This window comes from Chitinophaga sp. Cy-1792 (assembly GCF_011752935.1).
Taxonomy (GTDB): domain Bacteria; phylum Bacteroidota; class Bacteroidia; order Chitinophagales; family Chitinophagaceae; genus Chitinophaga.
The window spans coordinates 1,201,321-1,224,459 of record NZ_VWWO01000001.1 but is presented as its reverse complement, the minus strand read 5'-3'; the positions used below and the strand labels follow the sequence as shown (position 1 = coordinate 1,224,459).

The 23,139-nt window shown below is 46.4% G+C and carries 18 protein-coding genes; 14 read left to right on the top strand and 4 right to left on the bottom strand.

What is annotated here, in order from left to right; all coding sequences use genetic code 11:
- The first annotated feature begins 211 nt into the window (after positions 1-211).
- The 6 genes from F3J22_RS05040 to F3J22_RS05015 are packed head-to-tail and all read left to right on the top strand — an operon-like array spanning position 212 to position 8,299.
- Positions 212-1,225: a sensor histidine kinase gene (locus tag F3J22_RS05040; RefSeq protein ID WP_167014920.1), complete on the top strand. Its 1,014-nt coding sequence runs from the start codon at positions 212-214 to the stop codon at positions 1,223-1,225.
- Positions 1,222-1,923 (top strand): LytTR family DNA-binding domain-containing protein, encoded by a 702-nt coding sequence (locus F3J22_RS05035; RefSeq protein WP_167014918.1) that lies wholly within the window; start codon positions 1,222-1,224, stop codon positions 1,921-1,923. The genes F3J22_RS05040 and F3J22_RS05035 overlap by 4 nt, the downstream gene beginning before the upstream one ends.
- A gap of 10 nt (positions 1,924-1,933) precedes the next feature.
- Positions 1,934-2,842, top strand: coding sequence for a bestrophin family protein (locus F3J22_RS05030; RefSeq protein ID WP_167014916.1), 909 nt, complete (start codon positions 1,934-1,936; stop codon positions 2,840-2,842).
- A gap of 30 nt (positions 2,843-2,872) precedes the next feature.
- Positions 2,873-4,336: a DUF3375 domain-containing protein gene (locus F3J22_RS05025; protein WP_167014914.1), complete on the top strand. Its 1,464-nt coding sequence runs from the start codon at positions 2,873-2,875 to the stop codon at positions 4,334-4,336.
- A gap of 5 nt (positions 4,337-4,341) precedes the next feature.
- The gene (locus F3J22_RS05020) at positions 4,342-4,932 is read left to right on the top strand and encodes a DUF4194 domain-containing protein (RefSeq protein ID WP_167014912.1); all 591 of its coding nucleotides are present in this window, start codon (positions 4,342-4,344) and stop codon (positions 4,930-4,932) included.
- On the top strand, positions 4,913-8,299 hold the full coding sequence (locus F3J22_RS05015; protein WP_167014910.1) for an ATP-binding protein: 3,387 nt from the start codon (positions 4,913-4,915) through the stop codon (positions 8,297-8,299). The genes F3J22_RS05020 and F3J22_RS05015 overlap by 20 nt, the downstream gene beginning before the upstream one ends.
- Before the next feature lie 30 nt (positions 8,300-8,329).
- Here F3J22_RS05015 and F3J22_RS05010 read toward each other — a convergent pair whose 3' ends face one another.
- Positions 8,330-8,719: a helix-turn-helix domain-containing protein gene (locus tag F3J22_RS05010; protein WP_167014908.1), complete on the bottom strand. Its 390-nt coding sequence runs from the start codon at positions 8,717-8,719 to the stop codon at positions 8,330-8,332.
- A gap of 113 nt (positions 8,720-8,832) precedes the next feature.
- On the opposite strand from F3J22_RS05010, the gene F3J22_RS05005 reads away from it, so the two are divergent.
- The 5 genes from F3J22_RS05005 to F3J22_RS04985 all read left to right on the top strand — a co-directional run bounded on the left by F3J22_RS05005 (position 8,833) and on the right by F3J22_RS04985 (position 14,683).
- Positions 8,833-9,840 carry an NAD(P)-dependent alcohol dehydrogenase gene (locus F3J22_RS05005; protein ID WP_167014906.1) on the top strand — a complete coding sequence of 336 codons (1,008 nt, stop codon included), beginning with the start codon at positions 8,833-8,835 and terminating at the stop codon, positions 9,838-9,840.
- A gap of 253 nt (positions 9,841-10,093) precedes the next feature.
- Entirely contained in the window at positions 10,094-11,488 is a 1,395-nt protein-coding gene (locus F3J22_RS05000; RefSeq protein ID WP_167014904.1) for a cytochrome ubiquinol oxidase subunit I, read from the top strand.
- Positions 11,489-11,498: 10 nt separating this feature from the next.
- Entirely contained in the window at positions 11,499-12,533 is a 1,035-nt protein-coding gene (gene cydB, locus F3J22_RS04995) for a cytochrome d ubiquinol oxidase subunit II (RefSeq protein WP_167014902.1), read from the top strand.
- Between the two features lie 411 nt (positions 12,534-12,944).
- Positions 12,945-13,919 carry a YafY family protein gene (locus F3J22_RS04990; protein WP_167014900.1) on the top strand — a complete coding sequence of 325 codons (975 nt, stop codon included), beginning with the start codon at positions 12,945-12,947 and terminating at the stop codon, positions 13,917-13,919.
- A gap of 161 nt (positions 13,920-14,080) precedes the next feature.
- Positions 14,081-14,683, top strand: a complete 603-nt coding sequence (locus F3J22_RS04985) for a GyrI-like domain-containing protein (protein WP_167014898.1) — start codon at positions 14,081-14,083, stop codon at positions 14,681-14,683.
- 6 nt (positions 14,684-14,689) lie between these two features.
- Here the strand turns inward: F3J22_RS04985 and rnc are convergent, their stop codons facing one another.
- The 3 genes from rnc to F3J22_RS04970 all read right to left on the bottom strand — a co-directional run bounded on the left by rnc (position 14,690) and on the right by F3J22_RS04970 (position 16,945).
- Positions 14,690-15,370, bottom strand: a complete 681-nt coding sequence (rnc, locus tag F3J22_RS04980) for a ribonuclease III (RefSeq protein ID WP_240155003.1) — start codon at positions 15,368-15,370, stop codon at positions 14,690-14,692.
- Between the two features lie 61 nt (positions 15,371-15,431).
- Positions 15,432-16,685 carry a beta-ketoacyl-ACP synthase II gene (gene fabF, locus F3J22_RS04975; protein WP_167014896.1) on the bottom strand — a complete coding sequence of 418 codons (1,254 nt, stop codon included), beginning with the start codon at positions 16,683-16,685 and terminating at the stop codon, positions 15,432-15,434.
- A 23-nt stretch (positions 16,686-16,708) separates the two neighbouring features.
- Positions 16,709-16,945 carry an acyl carrier protein gene (locus tag F3J22_RS04970; RefSeq protein ID WP_012788038.1) on the bottom strand — a complete coding sequence of 79 codons (237 nt, stop codon included), beginning with the start codon at positions 16,943-16,945 and terminating at the stop codon, positions 16,709-16,711.
- 445 nt (positions 16,946-17,390) lie between these two features.
- On the opposite strand from F3J22_RS04970, the gene F3J22_RS04965 reads away from it, so the two are divergent.
- From F3J22_RS04965 to F3J22_RS04955, 3 genes are read left to right on the top strand one after another with little or no spacing between them, the layout of a single operon-like run.
- Complete coding sequence (locus F3J22_RS04965) at positions 17,391-18,458, top strand: efflux RND transporter periplasmic adaptor subunit (RefSeq protein WP_167014894.1); 1,068 nt, start codon at positions 17,391-17,393, stop codon at positions 18,456-18,458.
- A gap of 15 nt (positions 18,459-18,473) precedes the next feature.
- Positions 18,474-21,593, top strand: coding sequence for an efflux RND transporter permease subunit (locus tag F3J22_RS04960; RefSeq protein ID WP_167014892.1), 3,120 nt, complete (start codon positions 18,474-18,476; stop codon positions 21,591-21,593).
- 17 nt (positions 21,594-21,610) lie between these two features.
- Positions 21,611-22,945, top strand: coding sequence for a TolC family protein (locus F3J22_RS04955; protein ID WP_167014890.1), 1,335 nt, complete (start codon positions 21,611-21,613; stop codon positions 22,943-22,945).
- Positions 22,946-23,139 lie beyond the last annotated feature (194 nt).

Here is a 23,139-nt window from a genome sequence, read left to right as displayed (position 1 = left end):
ACTAATAGAGTAATTAATTTTATAACGCATTGAGTATCTATGGGCTTCGCCGGAAAAAAATATTGCATTTCGTCAAAGCCAGTATGCAGAACGTCAAAAAACAGCCGGCAGGGAGGTGGGTAAACCTTAAGTTTGTAAAATCCTGATTAGGATGAAATCGCTTGTGTTTAGCCTGATCGGAAAACAGTATTTTTTATTTATCTTAATAATAATGAAGAAAATCTGGCGAATATACCTTTTCCCCATCTTCTACTCATTGATGGTATATACCAGCCTGCGGCTGGTAAATGATGTCATTTCCGATACAAGATTCTGGACGAGGCCATGGATAACCACCGCCATTGAAATAGCGGTCACGATCATCGCCAGCTATGTATACATTGGAGCACTTCGGCTGATAGCCAGGCGGCAGGCAGAAAAGAATATACCATTACCGGTCTGGAAGGAATATGGTTTTGTTGCTATAATCATTACCCTTATCAGCTATACGCTCATCATTCCGATGGTGGCCCTTACGGACGATGGTCTGCAATGGTACGATGTGGTGAATGTCACCCTGTTGCCGTTTTTATTTTCTATGCTGTATTACGCGATTATCCGTGCTACGGCATCACTGCATAAAAACTATGAACAGCAGCTCTTACTGGAAAAAATCAGTAACGATAAACTCAATACAGAACTACGTTTCCTGAAAGCGCAATTCCATCCGCATTTCCTGTTCAATGCGCTGAATATGATCTACTTTCAGATGGATGAAAGTGTGCAGGATGCCAAACTCACCGTCGAAAAGTTATCAGAGCTGCTGCGCTATCAACTATATGACCAGCGCCAGACCGTAACGATAGGGCAGGAGCTGCAATACCTCCACTCTTTCATAGAGTTGCAGCAACAACGCATGAACGAACACCTGCAGCTGAAAGTGGAGTTCGACCCGGCATTGCAGCATCAGTCCGTATACCCGTTGCTGTTATTGCCTTTGGTGGAAAATGCCTTTAAATATGCCGGCGGCGCTTACTGGATCAACATTTCGGCGAAGCTGGAAGCGAACAGGTTAACGTTTGATGTCAGCAATGCGGTGCCTGCCAACAGGCAGGTATTCAAAAACGGCGGTATCGGCCAGGAAAACCTGCAACGCAGGCTGGCATTGCTTTACCCTGATCAGCATGAATTTACTGCCAGCCATAACGGCGACCATTATACGGCCACGCTAAAAATTATATTATGAAAATTAAATGTGTAATCACCGACGATGAGCCAGTGGCCCGCAAAGGCATCGCCTCCTATGTGGAAAAAGTGGACTTCCTCGAACTGGTAGGTATTTGTGAAGATGCGGTGAGTTTGAACAACCTCCTCCGCCAGCAGCCGGTAGATTTGATTTTTTTAGATATAGAAATGCCGTATGTGACCGGACTGGAGTTATTGCAAAGTCTGGACCACCCGCCAAAAGTCATTTTTATCACGGCCTATGAACAATACGCCATCAAAGGATACGAGCTACAGGTGCTGGATTACCTCCTGAAGCCGGTGTCTTTCGACCGGTTTTTAAAGGCGGCAAACAGGGCTTATGAAAGTTTTAGCCAAACAATACCGGCCGATCCGGCGTATATATTCGTAAAGACCAACGAAAAGCTGGTTAAAATTTTCTGTGAAGAGATCTTTTACCTGGAAGCAATGGAAAACTACGTGAATATTTACACTGCCGACCAGCGTTATGTGATCCATGCAACCCTGAAATCCGTCGTCGACAGCATCAATAGCAAAGATTTTGTGCAAACGCATAAATCATATGTAGTAAATAGTAAGAAGATTACAGGGATAGATGGAAATTTAGTAGAGATGGGAAAGGCCACCGTACCATTTTCCAGGGGTATGAAAGAAATAGCGATGGAAAAGATCCTCCAAAACAGGCTATTGAAAAAATAAATTTTCGCGTATGCTGATAAGATCCAGGTTGTCATTAATGCAGGTATTCTCCTTCACCTGGAAGGTGGATTTGCTCCTACTCGTTTGCTGTACCATCGTATATTACCTGGATATCACCTGGCTGAAATCCCATATCGCCATTCCTGTGTCCATTTCGGCGGTATTGGGTACTGCCATCGCCTTTTTCGTGGGTTTTAACAATAACCAGGCCTACGACCGCTGGTGGGAGGCCCGCATCATCTGGGGCGGACTCGTAAACGATTCCCGGTCCTGGGCCCGGAGTCTGCTACAGTACTACGCCTCCGACAATCCGGAACAGCGCCAGACCACCGCCAGGAACATGGTATACCGGCACCTGGCTTTTCTATATGCCCTGAAATCGGCCCTCCGCAACCGCCCTGATAATTATTACCACCAATATTTAAGCCCCGAAGACCTCGCCCAGGTACAGCAGGAAACCAATATCCCCAATGCCATCCTCTCCCTGCAGGCCCGCGACCTGCAAAAACTCAAGCAAACCGGCACTGTAGACGGATTTCAATTTCTGGAAATCAACGACCTGCTGGTGAAACATACCGATAGTATGGGAAAATCCGAGCGTATCAAAAGCACTGTTTTCCCACCCAATTATGTTTTTTTTACCAAGATGTTCATCTGGTTTTATGTGATCATGAATACGATGATGATGGCAGAAACCATCGGCGCCTGGTCTATCCTGTTTGGATGGGCCTTTGGCTTTGTGTTCCACAGCACCCACCTGAATGGTATCGCCCTCATGAACCCATTCGAATATAGTCCGCTGGCCATGCCACTGGACAGCATTACCCGCAATATAGAAATCAATCTGTTACAGGCCCTGGGAGAACCAGAGATACCGGCTCCTGTGGAAGCCCGCGCAAATGGCCTTTACATCATGTAAAGGAATACCTTTTTTCCTTATTTTTACCCCATGACGTACGACCAATTATGTATTCTGTTTGCCCAGTCAGTAACCCTCAAGATACTACGGGCTCGCAGTGCTCCCATGATGTTGTCATTTTTTCATTCGGTATTTAAAGAGAAAAACCAGACGATCATCACCAATGCTGAACTGGTTACCCGTTTGTCAGATTACCTCAGCCACACCGGCTACCGCGCTACAGATGATGAAATAGACGCTAACAGCCTGCTGGAAGACGACGATATTAAAGCCAGAAAATATATTGACCAATGGAGTAACCAGGGCTTCCTCAGGAAATACCCTGACGACGATGGCGTGGACATCCATGAACTAAGCAGCGATACAGAAAAAGTATTGCACTTCGTTTCTACACTCCAGAAAAGAGAATTTGTCGGCACAGAAAGCCGGTTTAAAGATATTTTCTCCAAATTAAAAGAACTGGTAGACCAGAGCAATAAAGACCCTCAACAGCGTATACAGGAGCTGGAAAGGAAAAAATTCGAGATAGAACAGGAAATTCAAGCCATCAGCATCACCGGAAAAGTGCAGGTTTTCGACGATACCCAGATCAAAGAAAGGGTATACGATGTAAACCGCATGGCCCGCGAACTGCTGGGCGACTTCAAGGAGGTGGAAGGTAACTTTGAGCAGATCACCCAGGAAATATATCGCAAACAAAGTGAACGCGATGTAGCCAAAGGTACCCTGCTGGCCTATACACTGGACTCTTTCGAGGCGCTGCGCCAGAAAGACCAGGGAAAAAGCTTCTACTCATTCTGGCAGTTCCTCATGGACGAAAATAAACAGAATGAAATGCGTGAGCTCATTGAAAAGCTCTACGAGCTGATGGATGACCGCGACATTGAATATAAAGACGACCGCTTCCTCAAAAAGCTGAAACAGCTCCTGCACGCCTCCGGGAAAAAAGTAATTGATGCCAATAAAAAGCTGAGCGATAAACTCAGCCGGGTACTCAATGAAAAAAATATGACCGAACGCCGCAAAACCATGGAGCTGATAAACGATATCCGTGTACTCGCTTTCCAGGCGCTGGGCAACCACCCTACGGATGAATACTTTATCGAAATTGAAGAAGATCCGGAAATAGATCTGCCCGACAGATGGGACATGGCGGATGAAAAAACAGCTCCTCCTGTCTTCCAGCTACCGGAAGGTGTTGGCGGAGACGATTATTCCATGGAAGATATGCAGGCATTATTCAATCATTTCCATATAGATCGTACTCAACTCGAAAACCGCATCCAGCAACAACTTGAAAACAAAAAACAGGTCAGTCTGAAAGAACTGGTAGATATATATGGCACCGAAAAAGGCCTCACTGAGCTGATCACCTATTTCGCGATCGCCAGCCAGTCATCTTCCCATATCATCCTGGAAACACCAGACCCTGTCAAACTTGGTAACCGTATCATTAACCTGCCAATGGTATTGTTTACCAACAGCAAAAACTAACCTTTATGTCTGAACGAAATATAGCTCCCTTTGCACATGTGTTTCTGAAGCTGATGCAGGGAGTCATTTACGAAGAAGAACGCAGCTACTGGAAAGACCTGCTCTCCTGGCAAACAGAATTGCATAAATACCTTCAGCAGGTAGGCCTGCAACTGGTGATCAACGAAGCAGACGGATTTGCCCGTATAGTGCAGCCGGAGAATGAAGACAATGGCGAAAAACAGCTGCCAAGGCTCATGCGTAAGGCCAAACTTACCTATGAAGCAACCTTGCTCTGTATCGTGTTAAGGGAAGCACTGGAAGAATTTGACCTGAAAGGCAATGGTACAAAGCTTTTCCTCACACAGAAAGAAATTAAGGAACGCCTCGCCCTGTTCTTCAAAGAGCGACATAACCGCTCTAAAATGCTGAAAGATCTTAACAAACCTATCAATAGTCTGTTATCCATAGGTATTCTCCGGGTTTCCAGAGAAGATGTTACCAACAAGGAATTGCAGCAGTATGAAGTGAAACGTGTCATCAAAGCCATCGTAAATAACGAGAAGCTGGAAGAAATTAAAACAAAACTCAACTTGCATGTCAACCCTATTCAATAGTGAAGCACAGGAAAGTGGATTCCGTTTACAGTATTTCGAAGTATATAACTGGGGTACCTTTCACAATAAAATATATCGTGTAAACACGAATGGTAACACATCACTCTTAACCGGCGCCAACGGTAGCGGAAAAACTACCCTCATCGACGCACTGTTAACATTGCTGGTACCATCCGGTAAACGCTTCTATAACCAATCCTCCGGCACGGAACAACGCCGCGACCGTGGCGAAGAATCCTACTTCTGGGGATACTACGGTAAAACCTTCTCCGAAGAGTCTTTACAGTCCAAAACAGAGCAGCTGCGCCATAAAGACCAGAACCCGTACTCCGTACTGCTGGCCTACTTCTACAATGCTGCTACCATGCACACCATCACACTTGCACAAGTACGCTGGTATGCCGGAGAAATGAAACGTCAGTTTATCGTTTCTCCACATAAACTCAATATCAACGACCATTTCGGCAATGGTAAGTTCGATGCAAAAGGCGACTGGAAAAAACGCCTGCGCATGGAATTCCCTAAAACCGAAGTCACCGACAGCTTTAAAGAATACGCCACCCTGTTCAGTAATATCTTCGGACTCAGAAGCGAAAAGGCCCTGGCTTTATTCAACCAGACCGTGGGTATTAAGGTTTTGGGAGACCTGAACACCTTTATCCGCCAGCATATGCTGGAAGAAACAGACAGTGAGGCGGAATTCCTTAAACTGCGTGAAAACTACGACAGTCTCCTCTCCAGCCACCGCGCCATCCAGAAAGATGAAATGCAGCTGCAACTGCTGGAGCCTATCGTATTACAGCGCGAAGAATGGGAAAGACTTCAGGACAAAGGCAGAGAGCTGCTTTCCTTACAAGACACCCTTCCCGGTTATTTCAACAAACAGGAAAGAGAACTCCTGCAACAGGAAATCCAGCAACTGCAACAGGAACTGGAAGTGACTGCCAGCACCTTAACAGGTATCAACACCAAACTGGAAAAACTCCATCTCCGCAAAGATGAGCTGATCGCTCAAAAGGCCAACAGCAGCGTAGATGAACAGCTCCGCTCCATAGAAAAAACTATCCATTACGAGCAGAAGTCGCTGGAAGCCAAGCGCAGCAAAATGGAGGACTACAATAAACTCGCAGAGCGGCTGGGCCTCATCACCTCTCCCGGTGAACAACAGTTTCATGACAACCTCAAAGGTGCTGAGAAACAGCTGAAGGGTATCGACAAACAACTGGAACAGCTACAGGAAGAAATCTTTCTACATAAAAGCAATCTGACAGCAGAAAAGAACCATGCTGCCGCACTCAATGAAGAAATAGAATCACTGCTCAACAGAAAAAATAACATTCCTTATGAACTGATCCGCATTCGCCAGCAACTGGCCGACATGCTGGACGTTCCTGAAGAAGAGCTGCCTTTTGCCGGCGAACTGCTACGGGTAAAAGAAGATGAATCTCACTGGGAATTCGCCATAGAAAAGGTTTTGCACAACTTTGCCCTGCGTTTGCTGGTACCGGAAGGTTATATCACCCGCATCAACAGGTATATCAACGAAAACAACCTGCAAACACGCCTGATCTATCATAAGGTAGAAAACGAAACCTACACCATGCTACGCATGCCTAAGGAAGAAGATAGTCTGCTGCAAAAGATAGAAATCAAGCCCGGTACGGAATTCAAAGACTGGCTGCAAAACCAGCTGCTGGAGCAGTTTGATTTTGTTTGTACCGATGATATGAATCTCTTCAACCGTGCCCGCAAAGCCGTTACCAGCAATGGACTAACGCGACAGGCCACACGACATGAAAAAGATGACCGTCCGGGAAAATCGCAACGTAACAACTTCGTATTAGGCTGGAATAACAAAGCCAAACTTCGCCTCCTGAAAGAGGACATGGATGAATGCGATGCGGCCATCAACGAGCTGCAATCAGGACTGAACGAACTGGAAATCACGCGCAAAGAGCTGGGCGCCATGCAAACAGTACTGAGCGCATTCCTTACCCAGCGCAACTTCGACGAGATCAGCTGGCAACAGCACGCCATCGTTATCGAAACGCATACCCGCGAAAAAGAAACACTGCTGCAAGCCAGCGACAAATATAAAGTGATCTGCGAGCAGCTGGATGAAGCCACTGCAGCCATCAAAGACCAGGAAGAGTCGAAAGCTGACACCCTGCAACAGAAAGGTCACCTGGATAATAAACTGGCAGAAAAACAAAACTATTATGCACAGCTGAAAGTCACCAATACCGACGAAACAGCCCTGCAAAGAGCCATCGACTTCCTCACGGAACTCGCTATCACAGCTCCTGCCACCTCTGCGGCGCAGTTGTACAACTACCGCAAACGTGCTGAAGAAAGCCTGAACGTATCCCTGAAAGAAGCACAGCGCAACAGTTCAGAGAAACAGACGGAGATCACGCGGCTGCTGGCGGCGTTCGTGAATCCGCCTAAATCCATCCACGACACTTTCCCTGACTGGCTCGGCGATGTTACCGACCTGCGTGCTCATGTGGAATACCTGGATGAGTTCATTTCTTTATATGAGCAAATCAAGTACCAGCGCCTGATCGAGCATAAAGAGCGCTTCCGTAAATACATGGATACCAGTATGCTCAATGCCATCACCAACTACCGTGCATGGATATACGGACAGGAAGATGCCATCCGCGAAGTGATGGAAGACCTGAACGAACCGCTGCGTAACATTACCTTCAATAAAAACCCGGATACATATCTCCAGCTGGAATGCAGGCATGTACGTGATGTGGAAATCAGGAACTTTAAAGAGAAGCTGAGCAATGCCGTTCCTGATACGCTGAAATACCAGACAGAAAAAGACACTGCCTATGGCGAACAGCTGTTCCAGAATATACAGGCGCTGATCACAGAGTTACAGCAAAATGAAGCCTGGAGACGTAAAGTGACGGATGTCCGCAACTGGCTTGATTTCGGCGCCAAAGAATACTACATCGCGGATAACAAGGCATTTAAGTATTATGAAGATACAGCCAGTTTGTCTGGTGGAGAGAAGGCCCAGTTTACCTATACGATCTTGGGAGCGGCTATTGCGTACCAGTTTGGTATCAACGAGGCGAACAGGCAGCATAGAAGTTTACGCTTTATTACGGTGGATGAGGCTTTCAGCAAGCTTGACCCGGAGAAGAGCCATTACCTGATGGAATATTGCGGTCAGCTGAACCTGCAGCTGCTGGTAGTAACACCATTGGATAAACTGAATATTGCCGAACCATATATCCACGCCTGTCACTTTGTGGCCAATAAAAACAAACGCGATTCGGTGGTATATAACTTCACGATGGAGGAATACCGCGAGCGTAAAAAAGAGTTCGAATCAATGGCTATGGCCTGATCTGACAATATTTTCAAATAGAAAACGTCTCTACTCTGTAGAGACGTTTTCTATTACAGGCATTATGATTGGATAACATTCATGGCCATCATCTAAAATTTTGGTGCGGCCCCATTCTGCCAGCAGCATAATGAACGGTATCAGTTCCCTGCCGGTGGCTGTCAGGGAATACTCCACTTTCGGCGGTACTTCCAGGTATACACGTCTGGATATCAGGCCGTCTTCTTCCAGCTCCCTTAATACCTGTGTGAGCATTTTAGGGGTGATGCCGGTGAGTCGGCGTCCCAGCTCCCCGTAGCGCTGTGTTCCGCCGGCAAGGTGATATAGCAGCCTCCCTTTGTGCTTTCCTCCGATACGCTGAAAGGCGTAATCTACCGCGCAAATAGTAGTCGGGTTATTATTTTTTTCAGGTTTCTTCATTTTTTGGCATTGATTATCAACAATACTACCTATTAGGTAAGTAGATTCCCAAAAGGTGCATACTTGACTAATGTATGCATACTACTCAATTTTGCCTTATAAAATTACTATTTATGAAAACAATTCAGATAAATCAGTCCGGCATAGATCAACTCACCCTGAATGAAGTTCCTGCACCGGTTCCTGGCGATTACGAAGTATTGATCAAAGTGGAGGCTGCCTCTCTTAATTATTTGGAAACCGCGCTGGTAAAGGGCCAATATAAAGATGTGGCCTTTCCATTTACGCCAGGGGCTGAAGGTGCCGGCGTGGTGGCGGCAACCGGCAGTAAAGTTACTGCCTGGAAGCCCGGCGACCGGGTGACGACCCATTATAACCAGTTGTGGCAGAACGGCCCGATAACACCGGAAGTAAATAAGGTACGCACAGGGGTCAATGCCCCCGGATTGCTATCTGAATATTATGTAATTCCTGAATATGCGCTGGTGCCTACTCCGGCTAACCTTAGCAGCGTGGAAGCTGCTACCTTACCTGTTGCCGCCTTAACTGCATGGAGCGGGTTAATGCAATATGCCGGCATTAAACCTGGAGATACGGTGCTTACACAGGGGACAGGCGGCGTATCGCTGTTTGCCCTGCAAATAGCCCTGATAGCGGGCGCTAAAGTCATCGCTACCACCGGCGATGAAAGTAAAATAACAAAACTGAAAAGTCTCGGAGCTACGGAAGTGATTAACTACCGTCAGCACCCTGAATGGCATGAAGAAGTAAAACGGCTGACGCATGGGAAAGGTGTTCAGGCCACATTGGATGTTGCAGGCAGCAGTACCATCAATCACTCTGTTAAGTCGCTGGCCTATAATGGGTTTGCAGGTCTGGTAGGTTTTATGTCTGGCTTTGCGCTGCCGCTGGATTTTATGACGCTGATGCAGAACTATCCGAGGATACAGGCTTTCTCTGTAGGTAATAAAGAAAATTTCCTGCAAATGGCGAATGCGTTTGAGGTGAATAATGTGAAGCCTGTTATTGATAGTGTATATGATCTGGAAGATATACAAGCTGCATTTTATCATTTAGAGAGTGGGAGGAATTTTGGAAAGATTGTTGTGAAGATTGGATAAGCGCACCACTCATATTTTTTCGGGGGAGGGGTCCCGTCGCCGGCGGCGACGGGACCCCTCCCCCTTACAGCGATGCCGAAGGCATTGCTGTAAGGGGGAGAAAACGACATAACATAAGCTGCTATCCCATAATGTAGCTGCCTGTTTTATATTTTGCTATTGCCTTTGAAATAGGTTAAATTTAGTAAACATGATAAACATCAGTTTCGTGAGTGCAGGGCAGGAATAACTTTGTAAAATATCCGTACAAATTATGCCGTCAGTTGAAATCCTTTCCCGAATTCAGTTCGCCTTTACTGTGGCGTTTCATTACATCTATCCGCCGCTAAGTATAGGGCTGGGAGTATGTTTGGTAATCATGGAAGCACTGTACCTTAAAACAGGCTTACCGGTTTATAAAGATATTACGCGATTCTGGATAAAGATTTTCGCGCTGATATTTGGTATTGGCGTGGCCACCGGTATTGTGATGGAATTCGAGTTTGGCACTAACTGGGCTACTTATTCACATTATGTGGGCGATATCTTCGGTAGTGCGCTTGCGGCGGAAGGCATCTTCGCCTTTGCCATGGAGTCGGCCTTCCTGGGTGTATTGCTTTTCGGATGGAATAAGGTAGGGAAGGGGGTTCACTTCTTTGCTACTATCATGGTGGCGTTAGGGTCTATCTTCTCGGCGCTGTGGATCGTTATCGCCAATTCCTGGCAGCAAACCCCTGCCGGGTTTGTAATTGAAGGCCACGACCTGGCCGCCAGAGCTGTTGTTACAGATTTCTGGGAAATGGTCAACAACCCTTCATCCTGGGACCGTTTTTCACATGTGGTGATAGGCTCCTTCCTCTCCGGATCATTTTTAGTCATTAGCGTAGGTGCTTTTTATATAGTGAAGAACCGGTTCGTTCCACATGCAAAAGCCATGTTTAAAATAGGGCTTGCAGTGGCTACTGTAGCCTCTTTAGCGCAGTTATTCACCGGGCACCGCTCTGCAGAATATGTGAGCAAATACCAACCCGCCAAGCTCGCTGCTATGGAAGGGCATTATGATAGTCTGGCCGTGGCCGACATGTATATCATGGGATGGGTCAATAATAAGGAAGAGAAAACCAGTGGCATCAAAATTCCCGGCGGACTCTCTTTCCTGACCCATGGCAGCTTTAGCGCGCCTGTACAAGGCTTGAGGGCTACTCCTCCGCAAGACAGACCCGGGGCTGTTAATTTCGTATTCCAAACCTATCACTTTATGGTCGCTATCGGCATTACGTTGATAGGGCTTTCACTGCTGGCGGTATTCCTGTTGTGGCGTAAAAAACTCTTCGACAAACGGTGGCTGATGTGGATATTCGTTTTCTCTGTATTGCTGCCACAGATAGCTAACCAGCTGGGATGGTATGCCGCCGAGGTAGGCCGTCAGCCATGGGTGGTATATGGACTGCTACGCACTTCCGACGCACTTTCTAAAAAAGTAACGGCGGATGAAGTCGTGTTTTCGCTCGTACTATTCACGTTCGTCTACCTGTTGCTGTTCACCCTGTTTATCTTCCTGCTGACGCGTAAGATCGCCCATGGTCCTGATGTTACAGCTACTCAGTCCGACGACAGCGACAACCACAATAACGACGATTCTTTCTATACATCTAATGTACCCGCTTAAATAAATCTGCATGGAAACAATACTCGGAATAGATCTTCCAACCTGGTGGTTTCTGGTAATTGGTGGCTTGATCACTGGTTATGGTATGCTGGATGGGTTCGACTTAGGCGCCGGTGCGCTTCACTTGTTTTTTAATAAAGAAGAAAGCCGGCGGCTGGTGCTGAATGCGATCGGCCCGGTATGGGACGGCAACGAGGTATGGCTGGTAATTGCCGGAGGTGCTTTATTTGCGGGCTTCCCGCTGGTATACGGGGTAATATTTTCCACCTTCTACATACCCTTCATGTTATTCCTGGTGGCGTTGATTTTCAGGGCTATTTCCATTGAATTCAGGAGTAAGGAACCCTGGAAATGGTGGCGTAAAATGTGGGATATCAGTTATTGTGTGTCGAGTATATTGATCACCTTCTTACTCGGGTTGGTTTTAGGGAACCTTATTCATGGCCTGCCGATCAACAGTCAGCGGGAATTCACCGGAAATATACTTACCTTCTTCAATCCATATTCATTACTGATAGCCTTTACCACACTGGCTTTGTTCATGTTGCATGGCGCCATTTACCTGGTCATGAAAACTGAGCATCGTTTGTATGCCAAACTAACGGTGCTGGTAAATAATTGCAGTAAGTTTTTCATTCTTTGTTTCATATTAACGTCTATGGCTACACTCATTTATATTCCCCATATGACGCAGGCATTCAAAAATAACCCGGTATTATTTGTGCTGCCGATGATTGCCGTATTTACCCTATTGAATATCAAGCGTAATGTAGATGCCCGCAATTATCTGACGGCCTTTTTGTTCAGTTGTATTATTATGTCGTCGTTGCTGGTATTATTTGCGATAGGATTGTATCCTAACATTGTGATTTCCTCTACAGATCCTGCTAATAGCATCAGTATCTATCAGGCAGCGTCTTCGAATAAATCTCTGAAGATTATGCTACTGATTGCGGCAATAGGAACACCGCTGGTAATATCTTATACGGTATTTGTCTTCTGGACGTTTAGAGGTAAGGTGAAGTTGAATGAGATGAGTTATTAGATATATATTTTTTTATCGAAAGATAAATGATAGCCTGTTGTTTCCTTCAAATAAAAAGCGATGCCTTCGGCATCGCTTTTTATTTGAAAATAGCCCGTCGCCTGCGGCGACGGGCTATTTTCAAATAAATATTATTAGGTGAGAATATAGGGCGGAAGCAGAAAGTGCCTAAAAAAACAGGCCCCCGCAAGAAATTGCAGGGGCTTACCATTTAACCTATATTCTGTACTGTAGCATCGAATTGAAATCTCTTAGAACATCTACTTAATCTCTTGCACTCTATTTCTTTCGCGTTCCAAAAGAGGTGTTATATATAAGAGACTGGGTTAATTGAACGAAGTTTAATCTCCGGTAAAAAAAATTTAAAAAATTTTTTCGGACACCCGACCTTAGTGGTAATTTCCAATCCCCATGAACCGTATAGACAGACTAACAGCCATACTTATCCAACTGCAGGGTAAACGAGTAGTAAAGGCCTCCGAGATATCTGAGCGCTTCGATATCAGCCTGAGAACGGTATACAGAGACGTGAAAGCCTTGCAGGAAGCCGGTGTGCCCATAGGGGCAGAAGCTGGTACCGGTTATTATATAGTAGATGGATATCATTTGCCCCCCGTAATGTTTTCCAAAGAAGAGGCTGCCGCACTCCTGACAGCTGAAAAGCTCATGGAAAAATACAGCGACCACTCCAATGAAAAGCAGTTCGGCTTTGCCATGCAGAAAATCCGGTCCGTACTGAGAGGCAGCGATAAAGACTACCTGGAGTCCCTCGATGATAACATTGCCGTTGTCAGATACCAGCCCATCCATCCGGAAGATAGCAGTAGCTTTCCGAACAAATTTCTCTCAGACCTTCAGCATGCTATTGGAAATCAACATGTTATAAGTTTAGAGTATTTTTCTATTAAAGATGAGGCTGCTACGAAGAGAGATGTAGAACCTATCGGGATATTTCATATGAGCGCCAAATGGCATCTGATAGCCTGGTGCCGGCTGCGCGGCGGTTACCGCGACTTCAGGGCCGACCGTATCCGGAAGCTCCATACAATGGGCGAGCGCTTCGACAGAAGCCACCATGTGACGCTAAAGGACTACCTCGATCGTTATCATAGGAACGACCAGGAGCGGATGCAGGAATTCACCGTGAGGATGCGCAATCAGGTGCTTCGCTTTATTCACGATCAGAAGTACTATTATGGCCTTGTTTCCGAGAAAAACCTGGGGGAAGAAACAGAAATGGTATTTCTCCAGCCTTCTGTCGAGTATATCCGGCGCTGGCTGATCATGTTTGGGAATGATGTCACCATCGTTGCCCCGGAAGAGTTAAAAGCGGGAATGAAAGAGCTGGCGAAAGAGCTACAGGACCATTATCTCACCGAAAAATAAATAAAAAGCGGGCTCATCTACCTAAAAATGCCAAAAAACAGGCATTTATCTCACAAAATCACAAATAATAAAAAGCAGGCTCCTGACATAAGGCTGTCATTTGCCGGTTGTTGTTTTGTATAGAAAAATAAAACCCTGATTTCTTACTAAAACTAACCGCGATGGACAAACTGGATCTTACCAAGGCCTACAGGAGCTACTATACAGCAGGCACATCAGCAGAGCTGGTACATATTGAAGATGCCTTATTTCTTACCATTATTGGTCAGGGCGACCCTGATGGAGCTGTTTTCAGCACCGATGTGGAAGCCTTGTATACCGTTGCGTATGCTATTAAATTCATTAACAAGGCTTTACAAAAGGATTTTGTAGTAAGCAAGCTGGAGGGTAATTGGTGGGTAGATGATAAAAGCGTAGATCCCCTGACGGTACCCCGGCATTTATGGCGTTATCAGCTGATGATACGGGTGCCGGACTATGTAGAAGCGGCGCAGCTGGTGCAGGCAGTTACTACGGCAGAGAAGAAAAAGAACAATTCCCGGTTAAGGGCGGTGGATTTGAAAAATGTGGAAGGGGGCAGGGCGGTACAGGTGCTGCATATCGGGCCGTACAGTGAAGAGCCGGTGAGTCTGGCTAAGATGGAAGCCTATGCGAAGCAGCATTTTCTGCAATATATGGGGCCACATCATGAGCTATATCTTTCTGACCCGCGGAAGATAGTACCGGGGAAACAGAAGACGATATTAAGGCATTTTGTAAGGTAAGATGAATTAATCTTTGGAATCGTCGCCGAGGCCAAGGATCTGAATTGCCTGGGAGGCGGCTATCTGGCTGGCATCTTTTTTATTAAAGGCTTTACCGCTACAGATCAGCTGGCCGTCTACTACGGCGCCTACTGTAAATATGCGTCTGCCGTTATCCATTTGTTCTTCCAGCAGTTCAAATTCGAGGGCTTTGCCGTTTTTATTGGCCCAGCCGTACAATTTGTTTTTGTGGTTCATCTCAACGCTCTCGAGTTGTTCGAGGTCGATGTAGGGCATGATAATGCGGCGATGAACGAACTGTTGGGTTTTATTGTAACCTTTATCGAGGTAAACAGCTCCTACCAGGGCTTCCAGTGTATTTCCGAATATCTGGGAGATTTTGAGGAAGCTGTTATATTTATCGTAGATGGTGAGTTTACGCAGCCCCATTTTGATAGCGATATCATTCAGTTGCTGGCGGTTTACTATTTTAGAGCGCATCTCTGTGAGATATCCTTCTGTTTTGTAGGGATATTTTTTGAAGAGGTAGTCGCCTACGATTGCTCCGAGGATGGCATCGCCGAGGTATTCCAGCCGCTCATTGCTTTCGAGAAATTTCTCTTTGCTGGAGCGGTGGCTCAGGGCTACCTCGTATAGCGCAAAGTTACCGGGCGGGAAGCCCAGTAAGTTATGCAGCTCTTTATACAAGTGCCTTTTTCGAGATACAAGTCGATATAGAAAACCTGGCAGTAAATTCACACAATCAAGATCAAGGAACAAATTTTTTGAAAATAACGGAGGCGTTATGTCCACCGAACCCGAAGGTATTGGACAGACCGGCTCTTACTTCTCTCTGTTGTGCGGTGTTAAAGGTAAAGTTTAATTTAGGATCCAGCTGAGGATCGTCGGTAAAGTGGTTGATGGTTGGAGGCACGATTCCGTTGATAATCGACAGTATCACAGCGATGGACTCTACAGCTCCTGCTGCGCCGAGAAGGTGTCCTGTCATGGATTTGGTGGACGAGATATTAAGATTATATGCGTGTTCACCAAACACGTGCTGGACAGCTTTAATTTCGGCCACATCGCCCAGAGGGGTGGAGGTACCGTGAACGTTGATATAGTCGATATCGCCGGCTTGCATACCTGCATCTAAGAGTGCCTGTGTCATTACGTTACGGGCACCTAAACCTTCAGGATGCGGAGCGGTGATATGGTAAGCATCGGCGGTAGCGGCGCCACCGGCGAGTTCAGCATATATTTTGGCTCCTCTTTCCAACGCGTGATCCAGGGATTCCAGTACCAGTGCACCGGCGCCTTCGCCCATTACGAAGCCATCGCGATCGAGGTCGAAGGGACGGGAGGCAGTTTTAGGATCATCATTTCTTTCGGATAGCGCCTTCATGGCGTTGAAGCCGCCAACACAAGGTTCATTGATGACATTTTCAGAGCCGCCGGTAACTACCACATCCGCTTTACCATAGCGGATATTGTACATTGCTTCAATGATGGCATTGGTAGCGGATGCACAGGCTGAGGCCACAGAAAAGTTTGGCCCTCTGAAGCCGTGGCGTATCGAAATAGAGCCAGCAGCGATATCAGTTATAAGCCTGGTAATGAGGAAAGGGCTGAAACGGGGTGTCCCGTCGCCGGTATAAAATTCTTTCAGCTCGTTACTGTAGTTGATCATACCACCCACACCTGTGCCCCAGATAACACCAACTCTGTCTGGATTGACATTATTAGCATCTATCTTGGCATCAAGTATAGCCTGATCTGCGGATATAACCGCTGTTTGGGTAAAGGGGTCCATTTTACGGGCCTCCTTCTTGTCCAGGTAGTTAGTAGGATCGAAATTCTTCAGTTCGCAAGCAAAACGGGTTTTGAACTTGGAAGCGTCAAATTGCTTGATAAAATCCGCGCCGGATACACCGTTCGTCAATCCGTGCCATGAATCGGCCACAGTATTGCCGAGCGGTGTAAGAGCGCCTAAACCTGTAACGACAACTCGTCTTGGTTGCATTAAAACAATTCTGATTAGTAGGATTATTTTACGTGTTCTTCCAGGTAAGCAACTGCCTGGCCAACAGTAGTAATAGTTTCAGCTTGTTCGTCAGGAATGGAGATGTTGAATTCTTTTTCGAATTCCATGATCAGTTCTACCGTATCCAAAGAGTCAGCGCCTAAGTCGTTGGTGAAGCTGGCTTCAGGAGTTACCTCGGCTTCGTCAACGCCCAATTTGTCAATGATGATCTTTTTAACTCTTGATGCAATGTCTGACATAATTTTAAGTGTTTTTGGTTTAAAACTTGACTGCAAAAATATAATTTTTATTGAATTGCCAACAGGAAGGCCAAATTTTAACTGCTCAAAACCCTCGAAAATCGGAGCAAAGTCAATACAGTGAACACTTTACGGATTTTCTGAATTTAAGATTTAATAATAAAACCATACTAAATTTCCCCGATATTCCTACCACTCATATAATATAATAGGACAAATTTCCATTCAACCGTTTATTTCGCCTTTTATCTAAAGTGTTAACGCTATTTAACAGTAGCCGGTTCCCAACAGCTCTGCCATTTATTAAATTTGTCGGGCTTATAGAGGAAAAAAGCTATCAACGTTAGTAGGTTTTCTAATCAGATAGTGCTGTAGTGCTGTGCTTGTAAAACGATTTAGCCTTTCCTATACGCCGATCATCGAATTTCTAAACGCTTAATATTTAATGGCCAACACCAAACGAACCTTCCACGCTATAGCTGTAGTGGGAATTGCTGGTATCGCCTGTCTTTTTGGTTGCGACAGGGCTGGTAGTAAAAAATCTTCTGAACCCGCCAAGGCCCCTGCCAAACCGCAGGTTGTCATTGATGCATGGATTGTCAAATCATCTGCCATCGACCAGTACATCGATGCCAGTGGTACATTGCAGAGTAATGAGGAAGTAGAGGTAAAACCCGAAATTAACGGACGTATCACACACCTTTATTTTAAAGAAGGTACCAATGTGAAAAAAGGCGACCTGCTGGTAAAAATCTATGATGAAGACCTGAAAGCCCAGCTGCAGAAGCTGAAATTACAGCAACAATTAGCCAAAACTACCCTGGAACGCCAGGAAAATCTCCTGAAAATCAACGGTATCAGCCGCCAGGATGTAGACGTTACCCGTAACCAGGTAAGCGCCTTCGCTGCTGATATGGACTATACACAGACGCAATTACAGAAAACTGAATTACGTGCGCCCTTCAGCGGACGCCTCGGTTTACGGAATGTTTCTGAAGGTGCCATCGTTTCTAACAGCGTGGTAATCACCACCCTGCAACAGATAGACCCGCTGAAAATCGATTTTACCGTGCCTGAGAAATACAGAAATGTCATCAAAAATGGTGATAAACTCCGTTTTACAGTAGCCGGCGACGTTAGTGAGTACCAGGGTAATATCTATGCCATCGATCCTAAAATCGACCTGAACACCCGTACAGTGAAATTACGTGCCATGGTTCCCAATAATAACGGCAACCTGTTCCCGGGCTCCTTCGCGAAAGTTAGAATCAACCTGAAAGATCTTCCCGCAGCTATCATGATTCCGTCCCAGGCCGTTATTCCTGGTACCCGTGATAAGAAAGTTATCGTGGCTGACAGTGGCAAAGCCAAATTTGTGATTGTGGAAACCGGTATCCGCGATGAAAGTAATGTACAGATCACCAACGGCCTCAAACCTGGCGACACTGTCATCACCTCTGGTATCCTCCAGCTGAAACCTGGAATGCCGCTGAAGTATAACAAGATCCAATAATCTGAATAACGTATTATGAGTCTGCCGTCCTTATCTCTTAAACGGCCCGTGCTGGCAATTGTGATGAATATCATTATCGTGATATTCGGTCTTGTGGGCTTTACTTTCCTGGGCGTCAGGGACTTTCCTGCCATCGACCCGCCTATCGTGAACGTACGCACCTCCTATGCAGGTGCCAACTCCGATATTATTGAAACACAGATTACCGAACCGCTGGAAAAACAAATCAACGGTATCGCCGGTATCAAAAATATTTCTTCCAGCTCCAGCCAGGGTAGTAGCAATATTACCGTGGAATTTGAACTGGGACAGGATCTCGAAGGTGCTACCAACGACGTGCGTGATAAAGTTTCTCAGGCACTCCGCAGCTTACCTCCCGATATCGACGCGCCACCTGTAGTATCCAAACAGGACGCCAACTCCGACGCGATCATCTCCATGACCGTACAGAGTAATACCCGTAACCAGCTGGAAGTAACGGAATACGGTACCAACGTACTCCTGGAAAAACTCCAGACCATCCCGGGCGTTTCCCAGATCCAGATATGGGGTGAGAAACGTTACGCCATGCGTATCTGGATGGACCCGTCCAAATTATCTTCCTACAGTCTGACCCCTTCCGACGTGCAGGCCGCCCTGCAACGCGAAAACGTGGAACTGCCTTCCGGTAAGATCGCCGGTAACGCCACCGACTTTACGGTGCGTACCTTCGGCCGACTTGTCAGCGAAGACGATTTCAATAACCTGATTGTGAAAAACGTGAACGGCAGCGAAATCCGTATCCGCGACATCGGTCAGGCCGTGCTGGGACCAGAAAATGAAGAAACGGTGCTGAAAGAATCGGGTATCCCGATGATCGCGCTGGCGCTGATCCCTCAGCCAGGCTCCAACTATGTAGCCATCGCTGATGAGTTCTACAAACGATTTGAACTGCTGAAGAAAGAAATACCGGAAGATTATAAAGTAGATATCGCGATGGACAACACCAAGTTCATCAAGAAATCTATTGAAGAGGTAGAAGAAACGCTGCTTATCGCACTCGTGCTGGTAATCATCATCGTATACCTCTTCTTCCGTGACTGGCTGATGGCCTTCCGTCCGCTGATAGATATTCCGGTGTCCCTCATAGGCGCCTTCTTTATCATGTATGCCTGCGGCTTTACCATCAACATCCTCACCTTGCTGGCGATCGTACTGGCAACGGGACTTGTGGTGGATGACGGTATTGTGGTAACAGAGAATATCTATAAGAAGATTGAAGCGGGTATCCCGCGTATGCGTGCTGCCCGTGAAGGTTCGGAAGAGATCTTCTTTGCGGTTATCGCCACATCGATTACGCTGGCATTCGTATTTCTCCCTATCATATTCTTACAGGGCTTCGTTGGACAGCTGTTCCGTGAGTTCGGTATCGTGGTAGCAGGTGCGGTATTGATTTCCGCATTTGTGTCCCTCACGCTGACGCCTGTACTGAACGTAAAACTGGGCCGTGCCACACATACACACTCCTGGTTCTATACCAAAACAGAACCTTTCTTCCGCGCCATGGAAGATGGATATAAAAAGTCGCTGGATGCGTTTATGCGTTTCCGTTGGACCGCATTTTTGATTGTATTGGTTTGTCTGGGCATGATCTATGGCCTGTTCAAAGTATTGCAGTCGGAGCTGGCTCCGCTGGAAGACCGTGGCCAATTCCGCCTGTCGGTTACCGCGCCGGAAGGAACATCCTACGACTACATGGATAACTATGTGGACAGACTCACGCAGTTCATGGCCGACTCTGTACCGGAGCGTAAGATCGTGCTGAGTGTGACCTCACCTGGATTCAGCGGTGCAGGTGCTGTAAACAGTGCATTCGTGAACGTAATGCTCACCGAGCCAAATGAACGCAGCCGTTCCCAGAAAGAAATCGTGCAGATGGTAAACAGGAATATGAGCCGTTTCCCTACCGGTAAAGTATTTGCCATTGAACAGCAAACCATCCAGGTAGGGCGCCGTGCCGGCTTACCGATCGCATTTGTACTCGAGCATATCAACTTCGACTCCTTATCCCATGTACTTCCAAGGTTTATGGACGAAGTAGGTAACAGCCCGGTATTCCAGGGAACAGACGTAGACCTTAAGTTTAACAAACCGGAATTACGTATACATATCGACCGTAACAAGGCCACACAGCTGGGTGTATCCGTACAGGACATCTCCCAGACCTTACAGCTGGCCCTGAGTAACCTCCGCTATGGCTACTTTATCCGTAATGGTAAACAGTACCAGGTAATGGGGCAGGTGTTCCGCCGCGACCGCGATGACCCTAACGACCTACAGAATCTTTACGTTCGTAACAGCCGTGGGGAAGCTATTCAGCTGGATAACCTGGTGACCATCGAAGAGGAGACCAGTCCGCCGATCATCTACCACTTCAACCGATTCAAGTCTGCGACCATTTCTGCCGGCCTGGCTCCTGGAAAAACCATCGGAGACGGTATTAAAGAAATGTACCGCATTTATGAAAAGCTGAAGAAAGAGAATGTGCTGAACGATAACTACAGCACTGCATTGTCAGGTTCTTCCCGCGACTATGCGGAAAGTGGCTCCAATACCATGTTTGCGTTATCGCTGGCATTGGTACTGATTTACCTGGTATTGGCTGCGCAGTTCGAAAGCTGGATAGATCCGCTGATTATCATGATCACGGTACCACTGGCCTTTGCAGGAGCGTTGTTATCACTGTGGATATTTGGTCAGACATGGAATATCTTCTCTCAGATCGGGGTAATCATGCTGATTGGCCTGGTAACGAAGAACGGTATCCTTATCGTGGAATTTGCCAACCATAAGCGTGAAGAAGGTTTAACGAAATCTGATTCTGTAATCACGGCATCTTCCATGCGTTTGCGTCCGATCCTGATGACGAGTCTGGCAATGGCGCTGGGTGCATTACCTATTGCCATGTCGCTGGGTGCTGCGGCTACCAGCCGTATACCTCTGGGTATTGTAATCGTGGGCGGTATTATCTTCTCCCTGATCCTTACCCTTTATGTAGTTCCTGCGATGTACACTTACCTGAGCCGTAAAAAAGCAGGGAAACCAGCAGAAGAGGAAGAAGAAGAAGAAACAGCGGTGCTGAAAGTACATGCATAATTATTATTAAACAGATTATGAAAAAGTATATCGCTAAAATTTGTTTGTCTGTAATGTGTTTCATGGCTACTATCACGGTAGCCATGGCACAGCAGCAGGTGCTTACACTTGAGCAGGCAATCGATGTGGCATTGAAAAATAACTATAATATTCGTCTGGCGAAGAATACTGCAGAAGTAGCAGCTAACGATTACGCCTATGCGAATTTCGCGTTTGCACCACGGCTGAATGCCACTGCCGGCACCACCTGGAACAGAACTGCCACCAAGCAGGAATTTGCCAACGGCACCAAGCGTGATACCAGCGGCATCAAAGGCACCAACGTTAATGCCAGCGTAAACCTTAACTGGACGCTGTTTGACGGTCTTAAAATGTTTGCCACCAGAGATAAGCTGGACGCTATCCGTTCGCTTGGCGAACTGGCCATCAAAGACCAGATACAGAATAGCATCGCCACCGTTATAGGCGGATACTATAACATCGTACAGGAAAAACAACAGCTGAAAGCATTGGCAGAACAAATGTCTATCTCTGAAGAAAGAGTAAAACTCTCTGACGCCAAGTTTACCACAGGCCTGGGACCTAAAACAGACCTGCTGCAATCCAAGGTAGACCTGAACGCGCAGAAAGCATTATATCTGCGCCAGCTGACTATAATAGAGCAAAGCAAGGCCTTACTGAACCAGCTGATGGCCGTTCCATCAGGCGCTACGCAATATGATGTAATGGATTCTATTCCGGTAAACATGGCTTTGTCGCTGGGAGAATTGCAGGACAATATCTCTAAAAATAACACCAGCATTAAAGTACAACAGCAGAATGTTACCGTTTCTTCACTGGCGGTAAAAGAAAGCAAAGCAGATTACTTCCCGGTAATCTCCTTTAACTCTGCCTATAACTTCAACAAAAATACTTCTAATGCAGCCTCCAATAACTTCAGCCCTAAATTCAACAGGAACGGCGTATTGAACTATGGCTTCACCGCTGCCATTCCGATCTTTAACGGCTTTAATGTTAAAAGGCAGGTACGTAATGCACAGCTCAACCTGGAATATCAGAACATCACATTAGATAATGTGAAATCCCAGATAGACCTCGGACTGGTGAATGCATTCAAAGATTATGAATATTACAAACAGGCGTTCGCGTTAGAAGAAGAAAACCTCGACCTGGCAAAAGAAAATATGATGGTAGCGCTGGAACGCTTTAAGCAAGGGGTTTCTACTACCATTGAAGTAAAACAGGCGCAGCAAAGTCTGGAAGATAGCTATTACAGGTTGATACAGGCGAGATATAATACCAAGCTTGCCGAGACGGAGTTGAGGAGATTGAATAGTTCGATTATACAATAATGTTTTTTTCAGATTATATAAAAATCCCCGATAGCGAGTGCTGTCGGGGATTTTTTATTATGTTTTGTTTTTGCACCCGATACCTTCGGTATCGGGTGGGGGCTGCCCCGCTCCGCGGTGCCGCTATCTCCTGGAAGAGTCGTGATAGTGTCTCCTTCAAAACGCAGGTATTATCACGGCAATCGTATCCATGC